This is a genomic window from Acetobacterium wieringae (assembly GCF_026646375.1).
GTDB lineage: Bacteria > Bacillota > Clostridia > Eubacteriales > Eubacteriaceae > Acetobacterium > Acetobacterium wieringae_A.
In genome coordinates this window covers 141962-163383 of the sequence record NZ_JAIPPU010000002.1, presented here as the reverse complement: position 1 = coordinate 163383, position 21422 = coordinate 141962, and the positions used below count along the sequence as shown (strand labels likewise).

At 43.2% G+C, this 21422-nt stretch carries 21 protein-coding genes; 20 read left to right on the top strand and 1 reads right to left on the bottom strand.

Going from position 1 to position 21422, the window contains the following annotated elements:
- The first annotated feature begins 72 nt into the window (after positions 1-72).
- From Q7P33_RS02435 to Q7P33_RS02390, 10 genes are all read left to right on the top strand, one after another.
- Positions 73-1467, top strand: coding sequence for a PLP-dependent aminotransferase family protein (locus Q7P33_RS02435; protein ID WP_303867145.1), 1395 nt, complete (start codon positions 73-75; stop codon positions 1465-1467).
- Between the two features lie 97 nt (positions 1468-1564).
- The gene (locus Q7P33_RS02430; protein WP_303867142.1) at positions 1565-1954 is read left to right on the top strand and encodes a competence type IV pilus major pilin ComGC; all 390 of its coding nucleotides are present in this window, start codon (positions 1565-1567) and stop codon (positions 1952-1954) included.
- A gap of 9 nt (positions 1955-1963) precedes the next feature.
- On the top strand, positions 1964-2455 hold the full coding sequence (locus Q7P33_RS02425; protein ID WP_303867140.1) for a prepilin-type N-terminal cleavage/methylation domain-containing protein: 492 nt from the start codon (positions 1964-1966) through the stop codon (positions 2453-2455).
- The gene (locus Q7P33_RS02420) at positions 2445-2855 is read left to right on the top strand and encodes a hypothetical protein (protein WP_303867138.1); all 411 of its coding nucleotides are present in this window, start codon (positions 2445-2447) and stop codon (positions 2853-2855) included. The genes Q7P33_RS02425 and Q7P33_RS02420 overlap by 11 nt, the downstream gene beginning before the upstream one ends.
- Positions 2848-3351 (top strand): type II secretion system protein, encoded by a 504-nt coding sequence (locus Q7P33_RS02415; RefSeq protein WP_303867135.1) that lies wholly within the window; start codon positions 2848-2850, stop codon positions 3349-3351. The genes Q7P33_RS02420 and Q7P33_RS02415 overlap by 8 nt, the downstream gene beginning before the upstream one ends.
- Positions 3348-3770: a hypothetical protein gene (locus Q7P33_RS02410; protein ID WP_303867134.1), complete on the top strand. Its 423-nt coding sequence runs from the start codon at positions 3348-3350 to the stop codon at positions 3768-3770. The genes Q7P33_RS02415 and Q7P33_RS02410 overlap by 4 nt, the downstream gene beginning before the upstream one ends.
- A 4-nt stretch (positions 3771-3774) precedes the next feature.
- Positions 3775-4737 (top strand): type IV pilus biogenesis protein PilM, encoded by a 963-nt coding sequence (gene pilM / locus Q7P33_RS02405; RefSeq protein WP_303867133.1) that lies wholly within the window; start codon positions 3775-3777, stop codon positions 4735-4737.
- Positions 4709-5299 (top strand): PilN domain-containing protein, encoded by a 591-nt coding sequence (locus Q7P33_RS02400; protein ID WP_303867131.1) that lies wholly within the window; start codon positions 4709-4711, stop codon positions 5297-5299. The genes pilM and Q7P33_RS02400 overlap by 29 nt, the downstream gene beginning before the upstream one ends.
- Positions 5300-5995 carry a hypothetical protein gene (locus Q7P33_RS02395; protein WP_303867129.1) on the top strand — a complete coding sequence of 232 codons (696 nt, stop codon included), beginning with the start codon at positions 5300-5302 and terminating at the stop codon, positions 5993-5995.
- A 99-nt stretch (positions 5996-6094) separates the two neighbouring features.
- Entirely contained in the window at positions 6095-7453 is a 1359-nt protein-coding gene (locus Q7P33_RS02390) for an HdeD family acid-resistance protein (protein ID WP_303867127.1), read from the top strand.
- Positions 7454-7510: 57 nt separating this feature from the next.
- Here the strand turns inward: Q7P33_RS02390 and Q7P33_RS02385 are convergent, their stop codons facing one another.
- Positions 7511-8131 carry a MarR family transcriptional regulator gene (locus Q7P33_RS02385; RefSeq protein ID WP_303867126.1) on the bottom strand — a complete coding sequence of 207 codons (621 nt, stop codon included), beginning with the start codon at positions 8129-8131 and terminating at the stop codon, positions 7511-7513.
- Between the two features lie 420 nt (positions 8132-8551).
- Between Q7P33_RS02385 and Q7P33_RS02380 the strand changes: the two genes are divergently transcribed.
- The 10 genes from Q7P33_RS02380 (at position 8552) to Q7P33_RS02335 (ending at position 21348) form a co-directional block, all read left to right on the top strand.
- Positions 8552-9646: a BMP family ABC transporter substrate-binding protein gene (locus tag Q7P33_RS02380; RefSeq protein WP_303867124.1), complete on the top strand. Its 1095-nt coding sequence runs from the start codon at positions 8552-8554 to the stop codon at positions 9644-9646.
- A gap of 63 nt (positions 9647-9709) precedes the next feature.
- Complete coding sequence (locus Q7P33_RS02375; RefSeq protein WP_303867123.1) at positions 9710-11248, top strand: ABC transporter ATP-binding protein; 1539 nt, start codon at positions 9710-9712, stop codon at positions 11246-11248.
- Positions 11233-12297, top strand: a complete 1065-nt coding sequence (locus Q7P33_RS02370; protein WP_303867122.1) for an ABC transporter permease — start codon at positions 11233-11235, stop codon at positions 12295-12297. The genes Q7P33_RS02375 and Q7P33_RS02370 overlap by 16 nt, the downstream gene beginning before the upstream one ends.
- The gene (locus tag Q7P33_RS02365; RefSeq protein ID WP_303867121.1) at positions 12298-13230 is read left to right on the top strand and encodes an ABC transporter permease; all 933 of its coding nucleotides are present in this window, start codon (positions 12298-12300) and stop codon (positions 13228-13230) included.
- Between the two features lie 414 nt (positions 13231-13644).
- Positions 13645-14712, top strand: a complete 1068-nt coding sequence (gene aroB, locus Q7P33_RS02360) for a 3-dehydroquinate synthase (RefSeq protein ID WP_303867119.1) — start codon at positions 13645-13647, stop codon at positions 14710-14712.
- Between the two features lie 21 nt (positions 14713-14733).
- Complete coding sequence (gene aroA, locus Q7P33_RS02355; protein WP_303867117.1) at positions 14734-16035, top strand: 3-phosphoshikimate 1-carboxyvinyltransferase; 1302 nt, start codon at positions 14734-14736, stop codon at positions 16033-16035.
- A complete protein-coding gene (gene aroC / locus Q7P33_RS02350) occupies positions 16013-17092 on the top strand; it encodes a chorismate synthase (RefSeq protein WP_303867116.1) in 1080 nt (359 codons plus the stop codon). Before aroA ends, aroC begins: the two co-directional genes overlap by 23 nt.
- Positions 17093-17103: 11 nt before the next feature.
- Entirely contained in the window at positions 17104-17400 is a 297-nt protein-coding gene (locus tag Q7P33_RS02345) for a chorismate mutase (RefSeq protein WP_303867115.1), read from the top strand.
- A gap of 2 nt (positions 17401-17402) precedes the next feature.
- The gene (locus Q7P33_RS02340; protein ID WP_303867114.1) at positions 17403-17732 is read left to right on the top strand and encodes a hypothetical protein; all 330 of its coding nucleotides are present in this window, start codon (positions 17403-17405) and stop codon (positions 17730-17732) included.
- A gap of 187 nt (positions 17733-17919) precedes the next feature.
- A complete protein-coding gene (locus Q7P33_RS02335; protein WP_303867112.1) occupies positions 17920-21348 on the top strand; it encodes a pyruvate carboxylase in 3429 nt (1142 codons plus the stop codon).
- Positions 21349-21422: the final 74 nt, after the last annotated feature.

The window sequence follows — 21422 nt, the reverse complement described above, 5'->3', positions numbered from 1 at the left end:
ATTATATGCTACAATTGAACCTGTGGAAAGTCTCAGTTAATCAAAAAACTATGGATTCAGATTGGAGGAGCAATGCTTACCATACCATTTAAAAATAAAGGTTCCTTTTTGTATGTAGAAATTTATGAATTTATCAAGAAGGAAATAACCGACGGTAACTTGAAATATGGAGAAAAGCTTCCATCCAAACGAAGTCTGGCCAGTCATCTGGCAGTCAGCGTTAATACTGTGGATACAGCCTATAGTCAGTTGGTAGCGGAAGGCTATCTGGAAGCCATTCCCAAAAGAGGTTATTTTGTTTGTCAGATCGCAACCTATCTTATGAAAGATACGAATCGCATTCAGGATAAAAGCGCCATCATAAAAAGAACAGAAGCGGTTACAATTGATTTTTCTCCCAATGCCATTGATCAGCGTATTTTCCCCTATGAAGCCTTTCGTAAAATATTTAAATCGACGTTTAATGAGTATGACAACAGCTTATTAAACAAACCCGATATTCAGGGGGAACTGGAACTAAGAAAGGCCCTGGTGGATTTGCTCTATCACTCCCGGGGGGTACGATGCCGTGAGGAGCAAATCATCATTGGGTCTGGAACTGATCATCTCCTACAGATTCTAGGTCTTCTGTGGGGCCGCAATAAACCGGTGATATTAGAGAATCCGGTTTACTTAAAAGCCTATCATATTTTTGAAAAAATGGGCAATCCGGTTATTTCCATCGATATTGATGAAAAGGGGATTCAAATCGAACCGCTGAAAAATTATTCAAATGTCGCGATTTATGTGACACCATCCCATCAGTTTCCTTTGGGAATGAGTATGCCGATTGATCGTCGCATTCGGTTGTTGAATTTTGCCAACCAGGAAGAAGGAAACTATATTATAGAAGATGATTACGACAGCGAATTTCGCTATAATGAAAAGCCATTACCGTCGCTACAGAGTATTGACAATAGTGGCCGCGTAATATATATGGGTACCTTTTCAAAATCGATCGCTCCGTCGTTCCGGATCAGTTACATGGTATTACCCGAAGAATTGTTAAAGGTCTATCAGGAGACGGCGGAGGCTATTAGCTCACCGGTTTCCAGTTTGGAACAAAAAATGATTGGAGCCTTTATTGCCAGTGGATTTTTTGAAAAACACGTGAATAAAATGCGGAAAGTTTATAAAGGAAAACGGATTGTTTTGATGAATGCATTAAAAGACCTGGGCAGTCAGGTCAAGATTACCGGGGAAAATGCGGGTCATCATTTATTGGTACAGCTTGATAATGGCCTCACGGAAGAAGAAATGTATCAGCGGGCCCTGGCCCGGGGGATCCGGGTTTATCCAGTTTCACCCTATTTTATTCACGGTTTGCCGGAGCATTACAAAAGCATGGTTTTGTTGGGATATGGTTCACTCACCGATGAACAGATTCACAACGGGATTGGGATTCTAAAAAAAGCATGGAATTTATAATGATTATATTGTGCAAGGAGTAAATAAGCTAAATATTTACTCTTTTTTTTATTTTACAAGAGTGGTAATATCGAGTAAAAAGAGATAGGGGATAAAAATGGGAAGTAAATGCAAAGCAAATGGCAAGCCGAAGCGTCACAGACAAAATGATTTTAACGGTTTTACACTGATGGAAATAATCGTTGTGATTGCAATATTAGGGGCATTGGCTGCTTTAGCTATTCCACGGTTTACCGGTGTTCTCGCAAATTCTCAGGAAAAGACAGATCAGGCGAATATCCGCATTGTTGAGAGCGCCATTGAGCTCTACCAGGCTGAAAAAGGGGAGCTGCCAACAGGGGTGGATACCTTTAACGAACTGGTTACTGAATTACATCGGGTTGGCTATCTAAAAAATGCAGAACTTAAACCGGTGAGCAAGGGAAAGAGTTTTAGTTATGATGCCACATCAGAAGTGGTCAGTTTGGTAGCCAGTCCAGGCAATTAACAGTTCAATATGGAAACGACTACATCACCCCAATTAAGGGAGAATAATAAGTGTTTACGGGAGAATGCTGGGTACACGTTGATGGAATTGTTGGTATCCCTTGCAGTTTTATCGCTGTTGACACTTGCTTTGTATGGCACTGGCTTTGGCAACCGAAGTTCATTTAATCAGAATGCTTATGAAGCAGAGTGTGAACGTGTTTTTTACGCTTTGCTTCAGTATCAGAATGAGGCAATAATGGATGGATACCAGCGACAGGTGCGGTTTTTAAATACGGGGATGCAGGTTATCTGGACTAAAAATGGGGTAAGTCATCGTGATTTTATTGCCGTGGAAACCTTAACTTTCTCAGGAGACTACACCGGTGCGGCGGTATTAAGGCTTTACGAACACGGAACTGTATCCCAGGGGGGGACGGTCTATCTTACTGGGGCAAATGGTGTGGTCAGAAAAATCGTCGTCCAGATAGGAAATGGAAGGATTTATTTAGATGAGCCATAAGCATATAACGGGTATTTGGCAGCTTGTCAAACCACCAGAAGGATATACACTCGTGGAAGCCATTATCGCCATAGCGGTATGTGGATTTGGTTTGGCAATGATTCTGGGGTTATATGGAATGGTCATAAAAACGGAAATAGTATCAAAAGCCATTTTTGAACAATCGGTTGAAATCAATAGCATTGCAGATGAGATTAGTCTTGGCTTAAAAAACGGATCAACAGAAGATCTGCGGGAAGTTATTGAGGTCATCCTGGAAAGCAAGTATCCGGACTACGAGCTGATAGGATTAAGAAAGGACAGTCAAGTCAGTTTGTATCATCTCGAGATTATTCATAAAGGTGAAAAAAATTTGGATAAGTTGTTTCATATTAAGATTTTCTGGAGTCTGCATGAGTAACCGAAAATCTAAAAAGGATCAGGGATTCAGCCTGATTGAAGTGCTGACTGCATTGATGGTAATCTCTCTGATCCTTGGGATGTTGTTATCCGGACTGATCTATATAAACACAATCAGTGATCAGGCGAAAATCAATCAGGAATTGTATTACAACGAGCGCTATATTACACTGTATTTTCAAAAACAGGTGCTGAAATCAGAAAAAATCTATTATAAAAACAATCGGATCTATCTTCAGGATCTGGAAAGTCCGGATCTTTATTATAATTATTATCTCTACAGCAACGGATTTTTAAGACGCTATAAGGTTTTCAAAAATGGCTTAACCCCGATCGGGTCAGGTGGTAATAGTCAGTTTTTGGATCACATTCAGTCATTTTCACTATCACTGGGATCCAATCAGGAAATTATTATCAGGTATAATCTGGCTATTGAAGGTGTTGTATATTATCGGGAAACAATCATTTCCCACGGAAGAGTGGTGGAGTTTGTATGATTAAAACAAATAAGAATGGTTTTGTTTTGCCGCTGGTGGTGGTGGTCATAGCTCTTCTGGCAGCGGCTGCAGGCTATGCGTTAACCCGGGGAATGGCTGAACTTCAGGCGAATGTTCATAACCAGAATTATCAATTGTCGATTTTGACGGGAAAAAATGCGATGGCGATTTTGCAGGCTGAATTGGAAAAAGATGTCAATTATTCGGGAACAAACGGAAAGCAAACCGATGAGAATGGCGGATTTTATGAAATTCGAGTGTTTAAAACTGCGGATCAACTGCGCTATGTGGAGGTCAAAAGTGAATACCGTGATTATCAGAAAAATTTCAGTGGTGCAATCGAATTGCAACCTGATCTGATGGCAGTGCCGGGAGGTCAGATTGTGAAGTTTAACTGGAAAATGTTAGGGGGTGTTTAGTCATTTGAAAAAGAGCAAGCGACTTTGGATCATTGATTGGGGAAAAGCGTTGATTAAAATCGTTTTAGGTGAAGTCAATGATTCGGGATCAGTCCGAATTATCGCATATCGCATCGAAAAAAATCCGAAACAGATTTGGCCTGAAACTGACTCTGAAACAAAGCGGGCAACCAGTAAGCTTTTACGGTCATTATTAAAAGGCTATCACCGTACGGATGAGGTAATCTTGTTAATTGATCAAGCTGAGATGATGGTGGCAACCTTTACCTTTCCAATGATGTCTCTTGCAGATTTGGAAGACGCAATTTTCTGGCAGATGCAACTGCTTACTTCAGAAGACCTGGATCATTGGCGAATTGATTTTGTTGCTCGGGTTCAAAACCAATGGTTTGAATGCCTAGGGATGGATGAACAGACAGTGGATGTAGTGGGCGTTGCGATAAAAAAAGCACGACTGACCAGATATATACGGTTTTTTAAAAAACATGGTCGGAGTTTAAATGCCATCGTTCCACAGTTTTATACACTTGATTCACTTCTGATTGAACAAGACGATCAATCAACTTTGATTATTGATATTGGTAACAGAAGCACCCGGCTTTTCCATTACAAAGGAAACGTCCTCAGTGAGAACAATCAGCTCGAATTGGAAAGCGGTTGGGATGGGATCGTTTATTTGCAGCAGATAATAAAAGCGGTTGAGCAGATCTTTATATCCCCGTTGGGTTGCGAAAAAGTCGGTCGGGATGGAACTATTTATTTGATGGGAGGCGAGAGTCTGCATCCTGGGGTTCGGGAATATCTGTCAAAATCAATGGGAACGGAAGTGCGACCGATCGATGAGCTGCTGGAGTCGAACCAGAGCCTGTTTTTTACCGAACAAATTTCCCGGGCGCAATTATGTTTAATTACACCATGCGTATGCGGTTTGATGAAATATGCACAGATCAGAGGGGGAAAAAATTGATTTGAAGCATGAAATGAATTTGTTACCAGTGAATCCAGTTAAAAAGAAACGGTCCGATAAAACAATATCAAAAGGTTTAATACTTTTTAGCGGAGCACTGTTGGGTGTTTTGATAATTTATGGCTTCTTAACGTTTCTTGAGGAATCCTGTCTGGCAGAGATCAGACAGATAGATATGTTAATTGAGAATAAAGCAAACTACCAGGTTATTTATACCAATCTTAACCAGCAAAAAGCGGTGTTGGAACACCGGCAATTGCTTTTGGAAGCAATCAGTAGTGGAAAGGCATTGCCATATCAAGCGATGTCAGAAATTAATAAAGTGCTGCCCGCCGGGATGCTTTTGTCGAATTACGACTATCAGGAGGGTCGGTTGATTATTTCAGGAGAAACCAAAAAGAAAGAAGAGATTTTTGAGTTTAAAGAAAAACTTGCGAATTTGGCGGTTTTTGAAATGATTAATATGGTTAGTACCGCTCGAAAAAATGATGTTTCGACTGATAAAAACAGTATGGAAGAAATGTGGGGATTTACACTCGACATTCAAATAGCTGAGGTATAAATGGTGAAAAGCAAGACGGCAAGGAAGTCCAGTGAAAGCAACTCAAAAACAGCGCGCCAAATAAATCAAAAAATCAAGGTTCAAAAAGGCATTATTGCCAGCGCAGTGATTGTAACACTGATGGCTTTATTGGTGATCCCCAAATATGAAAGTTATTGTGAACAAAAGCTGATTTTGGCAGAAAAAGAACGTTATACTATGGAATTGCCTGACGAAATGTCCGAAGAGCACTATTTAAATGAGTTAGAAATGATTCGGCAACAATTGGACGATAACCGGAGCAGTTTGCCGGAACGGTTGGATACGGTCAGTTTGTATGAGAACATTGGCAGAATGGCTGAAGTGGCAAAGGTGGGGGTGGTATCTGTGGAGTTTGGAGCAGCGGATATCCAAATTGATGAAAGTCTGGGGATACAGATTAATCGGGATTTTCAGAACAGTGACGAAAAGACGATTACCGGGCCTGATGGTAAGATTTTAACACGCTGCGAATATGTTGTGGTATGCACAGGAAATGATGATACCTTTATTGATTTTCTCAATGAACTGAATCGGTGTGTACCGGTGATTCGGGTTATCAGTTATGAAATAGAAGCAGGAGCGATGGGGGAAAAACGGCTGCGAATGCGACTGGAAAGCTTCGGAATTCTGGCAGATAACCGGGATAATCAAGAGATTGTGCGGGAGACCAATTGAACGAAGCGTTTAAGTAAGTTTGAAACAAGAAAAACAGCTGTGATTTTTGGTTATTGCAAAGAGGATTATAACAACACAGTCGATGAGAGAGGGAAAAAGATGAACGAGAAAAAAACGAAGCGATTCATTGGAACGCTTTCAGGTATTGGGATTGGGGCAATTGGTATATATATGATCAGCCATCCAAGAACTTCGGTGGGACAACTGGTTGTATTGTTGATGGCGGCGCTGGTGGTTTTTGCTTTGATTAATCTGGTCTCGGTCTTTTTTAAATCTCACGATGGTAGCAAACGAATGACCGTAATCGGAGCATTGGTCAATTTAGGTTTTGCGGTGGCGTTGTTTTATTTCCGGCTGACTGTAGCTGAACTGATACCTTATGTATTTGCAATCTATGTGGTGATTAATAGTATTGCAAAATTAATTTCAGCAGTAACCTATTGGCGGGATGGGGTTCCTAATTATGGTTTTTACTTTATCAGTGGGGTACTTAATTTTATTTTTGGTATTTACCTGTTTATCAACAGTTATTTTCAGACGGCGAGCTTTGCAATTGTATCGGGAATCTATCTGGTCTGGTATGGGGTGACGTTACTGTTTGACGCTTTTAATGATTGGGAGACACAGGAACACATGAGCAAGACGGCGAAGCGGATGCAACGAAAAATGCGGATTGCGCTGCCATCGTTACTGGGAGTATTTGTGCCAATGGGGTTGATTAGAAAATATGATGCAAAGGTTGCATCTGAAGATGCCAACGCCTATATATTATCCCAGGAAGTTTTGGTGCCGGAAAAAGCGGGTATTAATCCCATGAACGTGGAAATTCTGGTGCACTTATCCAAAAAATTTATGGAAGCGTTTGGGCATGTTGATTTGATTTTCGGAAATGAAGCTCTGTCTTACGGGAATTTTGATGGACACTCCTACCGTTTGGGCGGAGCCATGAGTGATGGGGTGCTTTTTATCTGTGATAAGGATCGTTATTTGCGAGAATCCGTCATTCATGATGGGAAAGTGTTAATCTCGTTTAAAGTTGCTTTCACCGATAATGAGCTGGCGATCATTAAGGAGAATTATCAACGCTTTCAGGAAAATATGTTTGAATGGTTTTGTGATACCCAATTGGCAGAGCAGGGAATGCTTAAACCAGGTAATTACACGGGTGTGGAAGATGTTATCTACAAAGGTACCGGGGCTCGGTTTTATAAATTTAAGAAGGGGCCGCTAAAGACCTATTTTGCTTTAAATACCAATTGTGTCAAAGTAGCGGATTCACTGTTTGAGAATACCGGCTTTGAAAAGCCGGCGACTGGTAACATTGTTACGCCGGGAGCCTATTATCAATTTCTGATGGGGGCATTGGAACGACCAGGAACTAAAATTTATGAGAAAAAGATATACTCTCGTGAAACCTTTGGCAATTCGGAAGAAATTGACCGTCAGGAGAAATTATAAGGCTGTTCACTTTTAAAAACAAAGCCACTTGTTTGCTAAAACAAGTGGCTGGTAGTATTATTGACGAGTGATAACCTCAGTCAGACTGGATTGAATGGTAACAAACAGACGATGAAGGTCGTTGATCTCCTCCGCTGAGAATTCAGCCAGTGCCTGATTAAAGGGCTCAAATAGTTTGGCGTTAGTGGATTCGAGCTGACTAAAGATAAATTGTCCATTCGGGGTCAAGGTAAAGACCACCTCCCGAACGTTAATCGGCGATTTTTCCTTTTCGATCAATTCTTTTTCAAGCAGTTTGGAGGTGCATTTTGAAATTGCACTTTTTGAAATCCCCAGTTTATTTGCCAATTGGGTCAGATTAATACCAGAAAATTGTCCAATCATATCCAGGGCTTTCAATTCGGAAGGATATAAAGAATAAGTTGATTCACCGATAGTAAAAGTTTGGGGTAAAATAAGAATATTCTGGTAAAGCACAGCAGAATCGATCATCAGTTGCTTTACTGCGGTAGCGTCAGCAACAGAATCCAGGGAAACTGGATTTGACAGGCTGGGTTTCTCTTTTTTGGGAACGGCACCTGCTTTTTTTTCTTCAGTTACACTTTTTTTCTTGGACTCTTTCTTTGAATCTTTTACTTCTTTGTTTTCCGGTTTCTTGCTTTTTTTCTCTTTTTTCAAAATGACACTCCTTTCAATACAAAATGGTTTCCAGGTACATGCAAACTTAAAAATAGTGAGCAAAAATTTGTTTTTTATTCACTTTCATTAATATTTTTGTAATGTGTAGGTGAACAGATCGTCGAATTGTCTACCGTACAGTGCAGAGATTGTATTTTATAAAACTGGACACAATGCCGAGGGCAATTTTGCAATTATCTGTAAGCGACTTTATTAACAGGGTGAAGAATCGGGTTCACCCTGGTTACAGTATAATAATACCGAATTTACAGCTTCAGTGCAATAAAAACATGATCCAAACAGTCGATTTATTCAACTTTTTTAGATTGCATTTTATTTGTTTTTTAGTTAAAATATTATCGTGGCTAAGACTGTTTATCTTAATAGTTCTAGACCAGATTAGAAAATAGGAGGAAGAGAATGAAAAAAAGATTGGGAGTATTGATGCTTGCTCTGGTTTTAGTGGTTGTAAGCGTTGCCGGATGCAGTTCGGGATCAACATCCAAAAAAGATGAAGTTACCAAGGTGGGCTTTATCTACGTTGGGCCAGCGGATGATGGCGGCTGGTCACAGGCACATGACAATGGCCGGGCAAAAATGGTTGAAAACATGGGTGGCAAGGTCGAAACAATTGTTAAAGAAAATGTCCCCGAAGAAAAAAGCGCTGTTGTATCGACGATCCGAGATATGGTCGATCAGGGATGTACCATTATTTTTGGAACCAGTTATGGATTCATGGATGGAATGGTCGAAGCGGCAAAAGAATTCCCTGACGTAAAATTTGAGCATTGCTCCGGTTACATGACAGCGGACAATTTAGGAACTTACTTTGGAAAAATTGAAGAACCTCGATACCTGTCAGGTATTGTTGCAGGTTTAACAACCAAAACAAATAAAATTGCTTATGTTGCGGCTATGCCGATTCCCGAAGTTATCCGTGGAATCAACGCCTTTGCTTTGGGTGTGAAATCAGTAAATCCAGCGGCAACCGTTAATGTTTCCTGGACGAACACCTGGTATGATCCGACTGTTGAAAAAGCCGCTGCTGAAGCACTGATTCAACAAGGCTGCGACGTAACAGCGCAACATCAGGATTCAACAGCAACCATGGAAGCTGCTAAAGAAGCGGGTAAGTTATCGATTGGTTATGACTTAAGTGCAGCAACAACCATGCCGGAAGTCTACATGACTGCACCGCTTTGGGATTTTAGTGGTTACTACACGGATTCAGTTCAGTCAGTGATTGACGGAACATGGAAATCACAGCAATACTGGGGTGGTATGAATGACGGAATTGTTCTTTTGGACGAACTGACAGCTCTGGCACCAGGAACTGCGAAAGGTCAGGTTGAAACTGCTGAGGCAGCAATTAAATCTGGTTCGCTGGTTATCTTTGCAGGCGAGTTAAAAGATCAGACGGGTGCTGTAAAAGTACCAGCTGGTACATCCATGACAGATGAAGCACTGTTGAGCATGGATTGGTTTGTAGATAATGTAGTTGGTAGTTTAAAATAGTAAAAGCGGTTTAACGGACAGAGTCTTTGGGCTCTGTCCGCTATTTTTAGTAAAGGTGAAAGCATGAACAATGATTATGTCGTAAAAATGGAGAACATCACAAAGGTTTTTGGCAAGGTCAAAGCCCTGGATCATGTGGAATTTTCATTAAAAAAGGGAGAAGTACATGCTATATTAGGAGAAAACGGAGCGGGTAAAAGTTCACTGATGAATGTTCTTAACGGTATTTATATGCCGGATGAAGGACAGATTGAAGTGAAAGGACAGCCTGTCAATATAAGTTCTCCTAAGATTGCACTGGATTTGGGTATTGGAATGCTGCCGCAGCATTATAAATTGGTGGATGTATTTTCAGCCATGGAGAACGTGGCCGCCGGCAGTCGAAAAACAAGTCCTTTTTTAAATAAGAAAAAGATTTTAGATGAGATGGGGAAATTGATTGAACAATTGGGGATGGACATTAATCCCAATAAAAAGGTATATGAAATGTCTGTCGCTGAGAAGCAGAGTCTGGAAATCTTTAAGGTTTTGTATCGGGGGGCCGATATTTTAATTCTCGATGAGCCGACTGCGGTTTTAACCCCTCAGGAAATAAAGAATCTCTTTGAAATTGTCAAAAAAATGGTGGCAACAGGTTGTTCGGTCATTATTATTACCCACAAACTGGAAGAAGTCATGGAAATCAGTGACCGAATTACCATTATGCGCAAGGGTACTACCATTCAAACGGTGAATAAGGAAGAAACCACGCCCCAGGAATTGGCAGGAATGATGGTTGGCGACGTGATGGAGCTCAATGTGCCGTATGTTCCAGTTGAACGGGGCCAGAAATGCCTGGAAGTAAAAGACATCACAGCCATTGATCGCAATAAGGTTCATATTCTGGATCATGTCAGCTTCGATCTCTATGCCGGGGAAATTCTGGGAGTAGCGGGTATTGCCGGTAGTGGTCAGAAAGAATTATGCGAAGGAATCGCCGGACTCTACCATATCAAATCGGGAGAAATAATTTTCGAAGGTGAGAACATTGTCGGGAAAAATCCTGAAAAAATCAGTCAGATGGGGATTAGTCTGAGTTTTGTGCCTGAGGATCGTCTGGGGATGGGGCTGGTTTCTTCGATGGATATTATTGATAATGTTTTATTGAAAGACTACCGCAATAAAAAAGGTCTGGGTATTTCCCGGGAGGTTTCTCGTGATAAGGCTGAAGCCCTGGTCGAACGACTCAATGTATCGACGCCGGCCATTGAAAATCATGCCGTCAGTTTGCTTTCTGGTGGTAATATTCAAAAAGTTTTGCTGGGTCGTGAAATTGAATTGGAACCGAAACTGCTGGTGACTGCTTATGCCACCAGGGGTTTGGATGTGGGATCGTCACAAATTATCTACGATTTACTCAATGAACAAAAAGTAAAAATGAAACCGATCATGTATGTAGGAGAAGACCTTGATGTGCTGATGAGTCTTTGTGATCGCATCATGGTTTTATGTGAAGGTCGGGTCACCGGGATTGTCGATCCTAAAAAAACCACCAAAGAAGCCATAGGACTCATGATGTCCGGAGTAAGAAGTGAAGGAGAAGAAGCATGCTCCATATCGTAAAAAAAGAAGTTCCGAAGACTCGGGAAAAAATAATTGTCAGGCTATCAGCCGTTTTGGCAGCTTTGGCCGTGGCATCGATCATTGTTCTGGTGGCTGGGGCGAATCCACTTGAATTGTATATCGGGATTGTCCAGGGCTGCTTTGGTTCACTGTACCGCTTTGCGGCCACTGTCGAAAAGATGGTACCCTTACTGGTTCTATCTTTGGGGGTGCTGGTGGCATTCAAAATGCGTTTCTGGAACATCGGTGCTGAGGGACAGTTTCTGATGGGCGCCGTGGGAACCACCCTGGTGGTACGGCTCCTTCCGGACTTGCCACTGCCGGTTATGCTCGTGCTGATGATCATCGTTTCATTTTTATTTGGGGCCGTCTGGTTGATGATTCCAGCCTTTTTCAAGGCCCGATTTGGAACCAATGAAACCCTGTTCACCTTAATGCTTAACTACATTGCGCTGACGCTGGTAACTGCTTTGCAATATGATTTCTGGAAAGATCCGGCGGCCAATGGGATGCCCAAAATTGCCAATCTTCCGGAAAATGCCTTGCTTCCCAGTGCAGGTGGCTTTAATTTAAGTATTTTGATGGCGGTGATCATTGTGCTGGCAATGTATTATTTTATGAATCGTTCTAAAATTGGCTTTGAAATAGCGGTATTGGGTGAAAGTGAAAACACCGCCCGCTATATTGGGATTAATGTCACCAAAACCATTATCATTGCTGCACTGGTCAGCGGTGGTTTATGCGGGATGGTCGGGATGATGCAAACCACTGGTGTCAGTGGGGCCCTGTCGACTGAAATTACCGGTGGGTTGGGTTTTACTGCTATTATCGTGGCCTGGTTGTCAGGGCTTAAGGTTCCCTTTGTAGTGGTCAATTCTTTTGCTTTTGCAGTGCTGCTTCAGGGCGCTTCTTATATTCAGACGGCTTTTCAGATCCCTGGTTCAGTGGCGGAAATGATTCAGGCGATTATTCTGTTTTTTATTCTGGGCAGCGAGTTTGTACTGCAGTATCGGTTGGTTTCTGATAAAACGAAAAGTGAGGTTGCATAAATGGAATTTGTTTTTTTCTTGGCAGCAGCGGTTAAAGCCGGAACCTGCTTGCTTTATGCAACTCTGGGAGAAATTATTTCAGAAAAAGTTGGACACCTTAATCTGGGGGTTGAGGGGATGATGCAGATGGGTGCTGTCATTGGCTTTATTGCCGGTTTTACCTTTGGCAATCCTTATACGGCGGTTGTTTGTGCCGCTTTGGCCGGTGCTGCCGGAGCCTTGATTTATGGGTTTTTGACCATCAGTTTGAAGGCTAATCAGGTGGTTACTGGTCTTACACTCAGTATTTTTGGCGTGGGTTTCGCTGCTTTTTTTGGTAAGAACTTTGTCGGTAAAAAAGTACCGGATGCCATTACCACTTTTTTTGCTCCGGTTAAGCTACCGATTTTAGGCGACATTCCTTATCTGGGACAGATCTTTTTTAATCAGAGTGGCTATGTTTATTTTTCTTATTTTTTGGTCATTGCCATTTATATTTATCTCTATAAAACCAAATGGGGGCTTAACACCCGGATGGTCGGAGAAAACCCGGTGGCGGCTGATGCCAGTGGTATCCCGGTCGATAAGTACAAGTATTTCAACATTGCCCTCTGTGGTGCTCTGTGTGGGCTGGGTGGAGCCTTTTTATCGCTGGTCTACATCAGTATTTATCCGGTTAATGTGGTCAGCGGCCGGGGTTGGATTGCCGTGGCACTGGTTATCTTTGCAATGTGGAATCCTGGTAAGGCAATGCTGGGGGCCTACTTTTTTGGGGCTCTGGATATTGCCAGCTTCTGGTTGCAGCAATACAACCTGCCGGTTTCGATTTACCTGTTTACTGCGCTGCCTTACCTGGCAACGGTGTTTGTTTTGATCTTTACATCGATGCGTAAGAGCAGCAACAAAAAAGAACCGGCCTGGCTCGGTAAAAACTATTTCAAGGAAGACCGATAAACCCAAGACCGCTGAGTTTATCATTAAACTACCGTACCGACCAATTGTTAATCTGTTGTTTGCTGCGCAATGCGAAATCCGCTATGCTCCTTTCGCATTGGTCGCGGGTAGTCGCCAACTATAAGCAAGCTTATGATTGGCTCGTTGCCTTCGCGCAGAATCGAACAGCTACGCCATGTTCGCTTCGATGCGTAGGGACTGTCCCCTAGTTCACAACAGGATGTAACAATTGTCGGTACTGCGTTAGTGTAACCGTCTTGTTTAAGGCGGTTCTTTTATAAAAAAATCTGTCTTTCACTGAAAGACATGTGTAAACAAAACTCAAACTATTTTAAGGGTGGGAACGTGCTTTATGGTTTTAAATTGAAAAAACTATGATATAATAGAGGTTAAGATTTTAAAGGAGCCGAGAAAATGAAGGAATTAATTTGCAAAACAGAGAATACACACCAGTACCCGATTATTATTGAAAAAGGTATTAAAGGGCGGTTGTCCCAAATGAAAGCGCTCTTTTCCCAGTATCATAAGGTAGTGATTATCACCGATAAAAATGTTGCCAAAGAATACTTAGGTGAGGTGGAACGGCAGGTTCGTCAAGCTGGCCCCAAAGTTTACAGCATTGTCATTCCGGCTGGGGAAGCCAGCAAATGCTTGTCCCAAACTGCCGAGATTTACAACGAACTGATAAAGTGCAATATCACTCGAAGTGATGCCATTCTGACTCTGGGTGGCGGTGTAGTAGGGGATTTAGGCGGCTTTTGTGCAGCCACTTATCTCCGTGGCATCGATCTGATCCAGGTACCCACTTCGTTGTTGGCTCAGGTAGACAGCAGTGTTGGCGGTAAGGTCGGGATTGATCTGGATTATGGCAAAAATTTGGTGGGGGCTTTTCATCAACCCCGTGCTGTGATCATCGATCCCTTATTTTTAGAAACACTGGAAGATCATTATATGATTGACGGTATGGCTGAGGTGATCAAATACGGTTGTATCAGCAGTGCACCACTGTTTGTTAAGCTGATGGGTTATGCCTATTACGAGGATCTGGTCGAAGATATGGAAGAGATCATTGCCAAGTGCTGTCAGATTAAACGGGATGTGGTTCAAACCGATGAGCATGAACAGGGGTTGCGCCGGATCCTTAATTTTGGACACACTATTGGTCACGTTGTGGAAACCTATTTCAAATTCAAGAAATACTCACACGGGGAAGCGGTGGCAATTGGTATGGCTCAGATTACCAAGAAAACCGTTGCTGAAGGGATCAGCCAGAAAGATACCTATGACAACATCATCGAAATTCTGGAGAATTACGGGCTCCCAACTGAACTGCCGAAAATGCCTTTGGACAAGGTTCAAGAAATTCTGTTCACTGACAAAAAATTCGAGAATAACTCGCTTTATATCTGTGCCCTGGAAAAAATTGGCAAGGCCCAGATTGTTAAAATCCAGAAACCCCAGGCCATCGAACTGTTTAGATAATAGAAAATTAAGAGGAAGAAAATGAGAACGATAGAAATTACACCAAGGTTATTAAGCGGCAGTCTGGAAATACCGCCGTCAAAAAGTGTCAGTCATCGGGCAATTATTGCGGCGGGGTTGGCAAAGGGTGAAAGCGTGATTTCAAATGTGCTGATGTCACAGGATATGATTGCCACCTGTGATGCCATGATCGCTTTGGGGGCCAGCATTGAAAAGCAAGAAGAGCAAAACGGTCGTTTTACCCTGACGATTAGGGGCTGCGATTCGCTGGTGCTTAAGTCGGAGACGATCCAGTGCAATGAATCGGGGTCAACCTTGCGGTTTATTATCCCAATTGTGTTGCTGCAGCCGAAGCGGGCGATTATTACCGGAAAAGGGCGGCTGGTTACCCGGCCGATGAAACCTTATTATGATATATTTGCTGAAAAAGGCATCCAGTATGAACATCTTGATAAGGATCAGGATTTACCCCTGGCAGTGGAAGGAATGTTGACGCCAGGCGTCTATCAGATAGATGGCGGGGTTAGCTCACAGTTTATTACCGGGCTGCTTTTTGCCTTGCCGCTACTCAACGGTGATTCGGTGATCGAACTGACATCAACACTGGAATCCAAACCCTACATTGACATCACGCTGGACGTTTTAAAGAGTTTTGGGATTGTGATTATCAATGAGAATGATCAGCGTTTTGTGATCAAAGGGAATCAGGCCTATACTTCCAGTAACTATCGGGTTGAAGGTGATTTCTCGCAGGGAGCATTCTGGCTGGTGGCGGGTACCATTGGTAAACAGATGGATTGTTGCGATTTGAATGTTGCATCGCAACAGGGAGATAAGGTGATTGTTGACATCTTAAAAGAAATGGGTGGCGATATCAGTATTGGCGCAGATAAATTAATTGTCAAAAAAGCCGAAACCTCGGGAACCATTATTGATGTATCCCAGTGCCCGGATTTGGTTCCGATATTGGCAGTTGTTGGGAGTCTGAGTAAGGGAACCACCACAATTATCAATGGCGAGCGGCTCCGTTTTAAAGAATCGGATCGCCTGATGGCCACGGCTGATGTGCTGAACAAACTGGGTGGTAAGGTGGAAGAAACTGCCGATGGTCTGGTGATTCATGGGGTTGACCGTTTCACTGGCGGCCAGGTTACGAGTCATAACGATCACAGGATTGCCATGGCGGTGGCGATTGCATCGATTCGCGCTACCGGAAACGTTATTATTGAGGGCGCTGAAGCCGTCAATAAATCCTACCCCCATTTTTGGGAAGACTTTAAGACAATGGGAGGTGAGTGGATTGGGCTCGACCTGGGGAAATAAATTTAAACTTTCAATTTTTGGTGAATCCCATGGCAATGGCATTGGTGCTGTCATTGATGGCCTTCCGGCCGGGATTGACATTGATCTGGACCGGGTTCAGAATGAGCTAAACCGCCGGGCCGCCCGGGGAAATCCACTGGCCACGCCCCGCAAAGAAGGCGATCAGATTGAAGTCCTCAGTGGTGTTTTCAATGGTAAAACCACTGGGGCTCCGCTGGCCGGATTGATCCGCAATCAAAATACCCGTTCTGGTGATTATGCCAAAACCAAAGATCTGATGCGACCGGGTCACGCTGATTATGCGGCCAGCGTGCGCTATGGTGGCTTTCAGGATTATCGCGGTGGTGGCCACTTTTCCGGTCGTTTGACGGCACCTCTGGTATTTGCCGGAGCCATTGCCAAAGAGATCATCCGGGTGATTCGACCAGAGCTGGCAATCGGTAGTCGGATTGTATCGATCGGGAACGTCAAGGATACTGAGATTTGTGACTGGAAAGTTTACAAAACTTTGATTCAGGGCTTTGCAAACCCGGCCTTTCCCCTTTATCACGCCAAACTGGAAGATGCCATGAAACAGGAGATCATTGCGGCGATGGCCGAAGAGGATTCGGTGGGTGGTACGGTGGAAGGCTTTATTACCGGTCTGGAACCGGGAATTGGCAATCCCTTTTTTGAATCCATCGAAAGCCGGTTATCGGCCTTACTGTTTTCCATCCCGGCAGTCAAAGGGGTGACCTTTGGCGCTGGTTTTGAGGTGGCCAGCCTGCGAGGGTCTCAAACCAATGACGCGCTGCGCATTATGGATGGACAGATCGAGGCTGTTACCAACTATAACGGCGGCATCAATGGTGGAATTTCAAACGGAATGCCAATTGTTTTCCAGGTGGCTTTTAAACCAACACCATCCATCGGTAAGGAACAGCAGACCATTAATCTGGCGGAAAGAAAAGACGCAGCTCTGACTATACAGGGGCGTCATGATCCCTGTATCGTTGTCAGGGCCTTTCCGGTAGTGGAAGCCGCTACCGCCATCTGTCTGGCCGATTTTTTAATTTAAGGAGGTTGCCATTGAAGTCATTAGATGAAATCAGAAATGAAATCGATGCGATCGATGCTCAGATGCGGGTGTTGTTTGAGCAGCGTATGGATTGTATCCAGGCGGTCGCTGAATATAAATACAGTAACCACGGGAATATATTCGATCAAAGTCGGGAAGAAAAAATGTTGGAAAAAAACCTGATCCAGTTGCAAAACAAGAATTATGGAAAAGAATATGAACGGTTTTTGAATGAAATTCTGGTTTCCAGCAAGAAATATCAGAAAGATTGGATCCAAAAAAAGGAAAAGGATGAGCGAGGCAAATAGCAATGGATATCGGAATGTTGATAATTGTATTGGTGATTGTTATTCCTGGATATTTTTTGGTTAGCAGGCTCTCAACGACGCTTTATTCAGATAACCAGAAAATGGAAGCAGAGACCGAAAGACGTTATGGCTTTCAACGTCTGGAAAATGAACGGATCGAAAAAGCCAAAGCAAAGGAAAATAATAAAGTTCGGAGCAATTTGAAACCGTATCAACGAATCCCGAAGCGAATTGTCAAGGCTCCCCAAAAAACTGACATGACGGTGGTAAAAAAATATCGCCACCAGGTTACGGCCGAAAAGTTAAATAAAGTAAATATTAAGCAGAAGTGATGAGAAATCCGTTTTAAGGCGAAATCAGGTAGAACTGCGGACAAAAAAGCAGCAGAAAAAAATAATTTGATAATCCTGAAAAAATAGCTTTAATATTTCTGCACAATTTTATATAATAGCTACAATTAATTTTTTGCAAATGAGAATTAGGATGCATAAAAATGCATGCGGGAAAGTAGAAGGAAAGATGAAGAAGTTTAATAAAGTACTAATCGCCAATCGCGGAGAAATTGCCATCCGGATTATCCGGGCCTGTCAGGAACTGGGCATTCATACCGTAGCCATCTATGCACAGGAAGATAAGCTGTCTCTTTTTAGAACCAAGGCTGACGAGTCCTACCTGATCACTGGCACCGGTGGCCCGGTGGAAGCCTATTTGGATATGGATAAGATCATTACCTTGGCTAAGAAAAAGGAAGTCGATGCCATTCATCCTGGTTACGGTTTTCTTTCAGAGAATCCACTTTTTGCAAAACGCTGTGAAGAAGAAGGAATTGTCTTTATCGGACCAACCCATGAAATGATGGAAAAAATGGGTGATAAGATTCAATCGAAAATTGTGGCCAAAAGTGTCAATGTGCCAACCATTCCCGGGGTTGAAAAACCAATAACCTCAGATTCTGAAGCTCTGGAGTTTGCAAAGAAAGCCGGCTATCCGATTATTCTAAAAGCAGCTGCAGGTGGCGGAGGTCGGGGCATGCGAATTGTCCGGGAAGAAAAAGACCTCTTAAAAGAGTTCCATTCGGCCACCAGTGAAGCAACCAAGGCTTTTGGCGACGGCACCATTTTTGTGGAAAAATATTTGGAAGAACCCAAACATATTGAAGTACAGATTCTTGGAGATCACCACGGCAATGTCGTTCATCTTTTTGAGCGGGATTGCTCGATCCAGCGCCGACACCAGAAAATTGTGGAATTTACCCCGTCATTGAGTATCAATGAGGAGCAGCGCCAGGCCATTTGTAAGGATGCCATCAAGTTGGCCAAGGAAGTCAATTATCGGAATGCCGGAACGATTGAGTTTCTGGTTGATAAAAAGGGCGATCACTATTTCATTGAAATGAACCCCCGAATTCAGGTGGAACACACCGTCACCGAACTGGTTACCGGCATCGATCTGGTTCAGTCGCAGATTTTAATTGCCCAGGGTTTACCACTGGATTCGGCCGAAATTGGCATTCCCAGTCAGGATTCGATTGAGACCCGGGGAGCTGCAATCCAATGCCGAATTACCACGGAAGACCCGAAAAACCACTTTATGCCCGATACCGGACGCTTGGATGTGTACCGAACCGGGAGTGGCTTCGGGATTCGTCTTGATGGCGGCAATGGGTTTACCGGAGCTGAAATTACCCCTTACTATGACAGTCTGCTGGTAAAAAGCACCGCTTTCTCCAGAAACTTTGAAGATGCCCGTCGTAAAGCGGTACGGGGGCTCAAGGAGATGAAAATTGAAGGGGTTCAGACCAATAAAGATTTTCTAATCAATGTGCTTCAGCATCCCACCTTTATCGGAGGAAAATGCGATACCAAGTTTATTGATGATCACCCAGAACTGTTTGAAATAGAAGATCAGAAGAGTGAAGCGTCCAATGTCCTCAAATATTTCGGAAATATCATCGTCAATGAAACCTTTGGCAATAAGCCTGATTATGATGAACCGTATATTCCTGCAATTCCTGTGGATACTGAATTTCGGGGCAGTAAACAGATATTGGATGAACAGGGCCCTGCTGGCTTGGTGCAATGGATCAAGGATCAGGAAAAACTGTTGTTGGTTGATACCACCTTTAGAGATGCGCATCAATCTATCGCAGCAACCCGGGTTCGCAGCCGGGATATGATCAAGATTGCCCGAGAAACTGCCGCTCTGGTGCCAGATCTCTTTGCTCTGGAAATGTGGGGCGGGGCAACTTTTGATGTGGCGTATCGTTTCTTAAAAGAATCTCCATGGCGACGGTTGGATGAACTGCGCAAGCGCGTACCAAATATTCTATTCCAGATGCTCCTTCGTGGCGCCAATGCAGTTGGTTATAAAAACTATCCGGATAACGTCATTCGGGCTTTTGTTCAGGAAGCGGCCAAAAGTGGTATCGATATTTTCCGGATATTTGATTCCCTCAACTGGATGGATGGGATGAAGATTTCCATTGATGAGGTCTTAAAAACCGATAAGATTGCTGAAGTCAGTATCTGTTATACTGGCGATATTCTGGACACCTCGCGAACCAAATATAATCTCGATTACTACCTGAGAATGGCCCGGGAAATTGAAAAAACTGGGGCCCATATTCTGGCGATTAAGGATATGTCCGGCTTATTAAAACCTGGTGCTGCCTATAAGCTGATTGAAGCTCTGAAACAGGAAGTGGCCATGCCAATTCATCTGCATACCCATGATACCACTGGTAACGGAGTAGCCACTGTGCTCTTTGGACAGATGGCTGGCGCTGATATTGCGGATGCGGCTTTAAATGGCGTCAGCGGTTTAACCTCGCAGCCGGCGCTTAACTCGATTGTGGCGGCACTCAAAAATACGCCCCGCGATACTGGATTAAATGAGGATGAGCTCCAGATTTTATCCGATTACTGGGGGACGACTCGGCAGGTTTACAGTAAGTTTGAATCGGAAATGAAATCGGGCTCCACCGAGATTTATAAGCTGGAAATCCCAGGCGGTCAATATTCCAACCTCCGGGCTCAGGTGGAAAGTTTTGGCTTGGGTCATAAGTTTCGAGAAGTTAAAGAAAAATATCTGGAAGCCAACCTGATGCTGGGAGATATCGTCAAGGTAACCCCTTCATCAAAAACCGTTGGAGATTTAGCTATCTTTATGGTTCAGAATGATCTGACCGTCGACAATATTAAAACCAAGGGCAAGGAATTAGCTTATCCGGATTCAGTGGTCGATTTTTATAAGGGTATGATTGGCCAGCCGGAAGGCGGCTTTGATCCGGAGCTGCAAAAGATAGTTTTAAAGGGAATCGAACCGATCACTGTGCGGCCCGGAATCCTGTTACCGGACGAAGATTTTGATAAAATAAAAAAAGATTTCCAGGAAGAGTTTGGCATTGAACTGGATGATCGGGAAGTATTAAGCGTCGCTCTGTATCCCAAGGTCATGAAAGAGTATTTCGAATTCCTTCAGGAATACGGCGACTTCATGCGAATGGAAAGCCATGCCTTCTTCTATGGGCTAAAAGTGGGTGAGGTGATCGACGTTGAAGTGTCCAAGGGCAAACGCTTTATCATTAAACTGGTCAATATCGGCGTGCCAAATGATGAGGGGATGTGTCCGGTGATGTTTGAAGTGGATGGTTTCCGTCGGGAAATCTACATTGAAGATAAGCGCAGTCTCTCTGCCAAGCAGAAGGTTACAATGCTCAAGGCTGATCCCAAAAATTCGAAACAGATTGGTTCAGGGATTCCAGGAACGGTTTTAAAAGTGCTGGTCAACGAAGGCGAAGCGGTTAAACAAAATCAGGCGCTGGTTGTTGTTGAAGCGATGAAAATGGAAACTGAAATGGTCGCCAGTGAAGATGGCAAGGTCAAGCGAATTTACGTCTCCGAAGGTCAAAGTGTCCAATCCGGCGAATTAATTGTCGAAATGGAATAAGTATTCATTACAGGCGTTATAACTAAAAAAGAAGTGATCACCATTAAGTTGGCGGATCACTTCTTTTTAATTTT

Excerpts from the sequence above, each read along its gene's own strand:
- Q7P33_RS02390 (WP_303867127.1), top strand. The coding sequence starts at position 6,095 with ATGAACGAGAAAAAAACGAAGCGATTCATTGGAACGCTTTCAGGTATT.
- Q7P33_RS02335 (WP_303867112.1), top strand. The coding sequence starts at position 17,920 with ATGAAGAAGTTTAATAAAGTACTAATCGCCAATCGCGGAGAAATTGCC.
- Q7P33_RS02420 (WP_303867138.1), top strand. The coding sequence starts at position 2,445 with ATGAGCCATAAGCATATAACGGGTATTTGGCAGCTTGTCAAACCACCA.
- Q7P33_RS02340 (WP_303867114.1), top strand. The coding sequence starts at position 17,403 with ATGGATATCGGAATGTTGATAATTGTATTGGTGATTGTTATTCCTGGA.
- Q7P33_RS02365 (WP_303867121.1), top strand. The coding sequence starts at position 12,298 with ATGGAATTTGTTTTTTTCTTGGCAGCAGCGGTTAAAGCCGGAACCTGC.
- Q7P33_RS02395 (WP_303867129.1), top strand. The coding sequence starts at position 5,300 with ATGGTGAAAAGCAAGACGGCAAGGAAGTCCAGTGAAAGCAACTCAAAA.
- aroB (WP_303867119.1), top strand. The coding sequence starts at position 13,645 with ATGAAGGAATTAATTTGCAAAACAGAGAATACACACCAGTACCCGATT.
- Q7P33_RS02370 (WP_303867122.1), top strand. The coding sequence starts at position 11,233 with ATGCTCCATATCGTAAAAAAAGAAGTTCCGAAGACTCGGGAAAAAATA.
- Q7P33_RS02400 (WP_303867131.1), top strand. The coding sequence starts at position 4,709 with ATGCACAGATCAGAGGGGGAAAAAATTGATTTGAAGCATGAAATGAAT.
- Q7P33_RS02425 (WP_303867140.1), top strand. The coding sequence starts at position 1,964 with ATGGAAACGACTACATCACCCCAATTAAGGGAGAATAATAAGTGTTTA.
- Q7P33_RS02435 (WP_303867145.1), top strand. The coding sequence starts at position 73 with ATGCTTACCATACCATTTAAAAATAAAGGTTCCTTTTTGTATGTAGAA.
- Q7P33_RS02410 (WP_303867134.1), top strand. The coding sequence starts at position 3,348 with ATGATTAAAACAAATAAGAATGGTTTTGTTTTGCCGCTGGTGGTGGTG.
- Q7P33_RS02415 (WP_303867135.1), top strand. The coding sequence starts at position 2,848 with ATGAGTAACCGAAAATCTAAAAAGGATCAGGGATTCAGCCTGATTGAA.
- Q7P33_RS02430 (WP_303867142.1), top strand. The coding sequence starts at position 1,565 with ATGGGAAGTAAATGCAAAGCAAATGGCAAGCCGAAGCGTCACAGACAA.
- aroA (WP_303867117.1), top strand. The coding sequence starts at position 14,734 with ATGAGAACGATAGAAATTACACCAAGGTTATTAAGCGGCAGTCTGGAA.
- Q7P33_RS02375 (WP_303867123.1), top strand. The coding sequence starts at position 9,710 with ATGAACAATGATTATGTCGTAAAAATGGAGAACATCACAAAGGTTTTT.
- Q7P33_RS02380 (WP_303867124.1), top strand. The coding sequence starts at position 8,552 with ATGAAAAAAAGATTGGGAGTATTGATGCTTGCTCTGGTTTTAGTGGTT.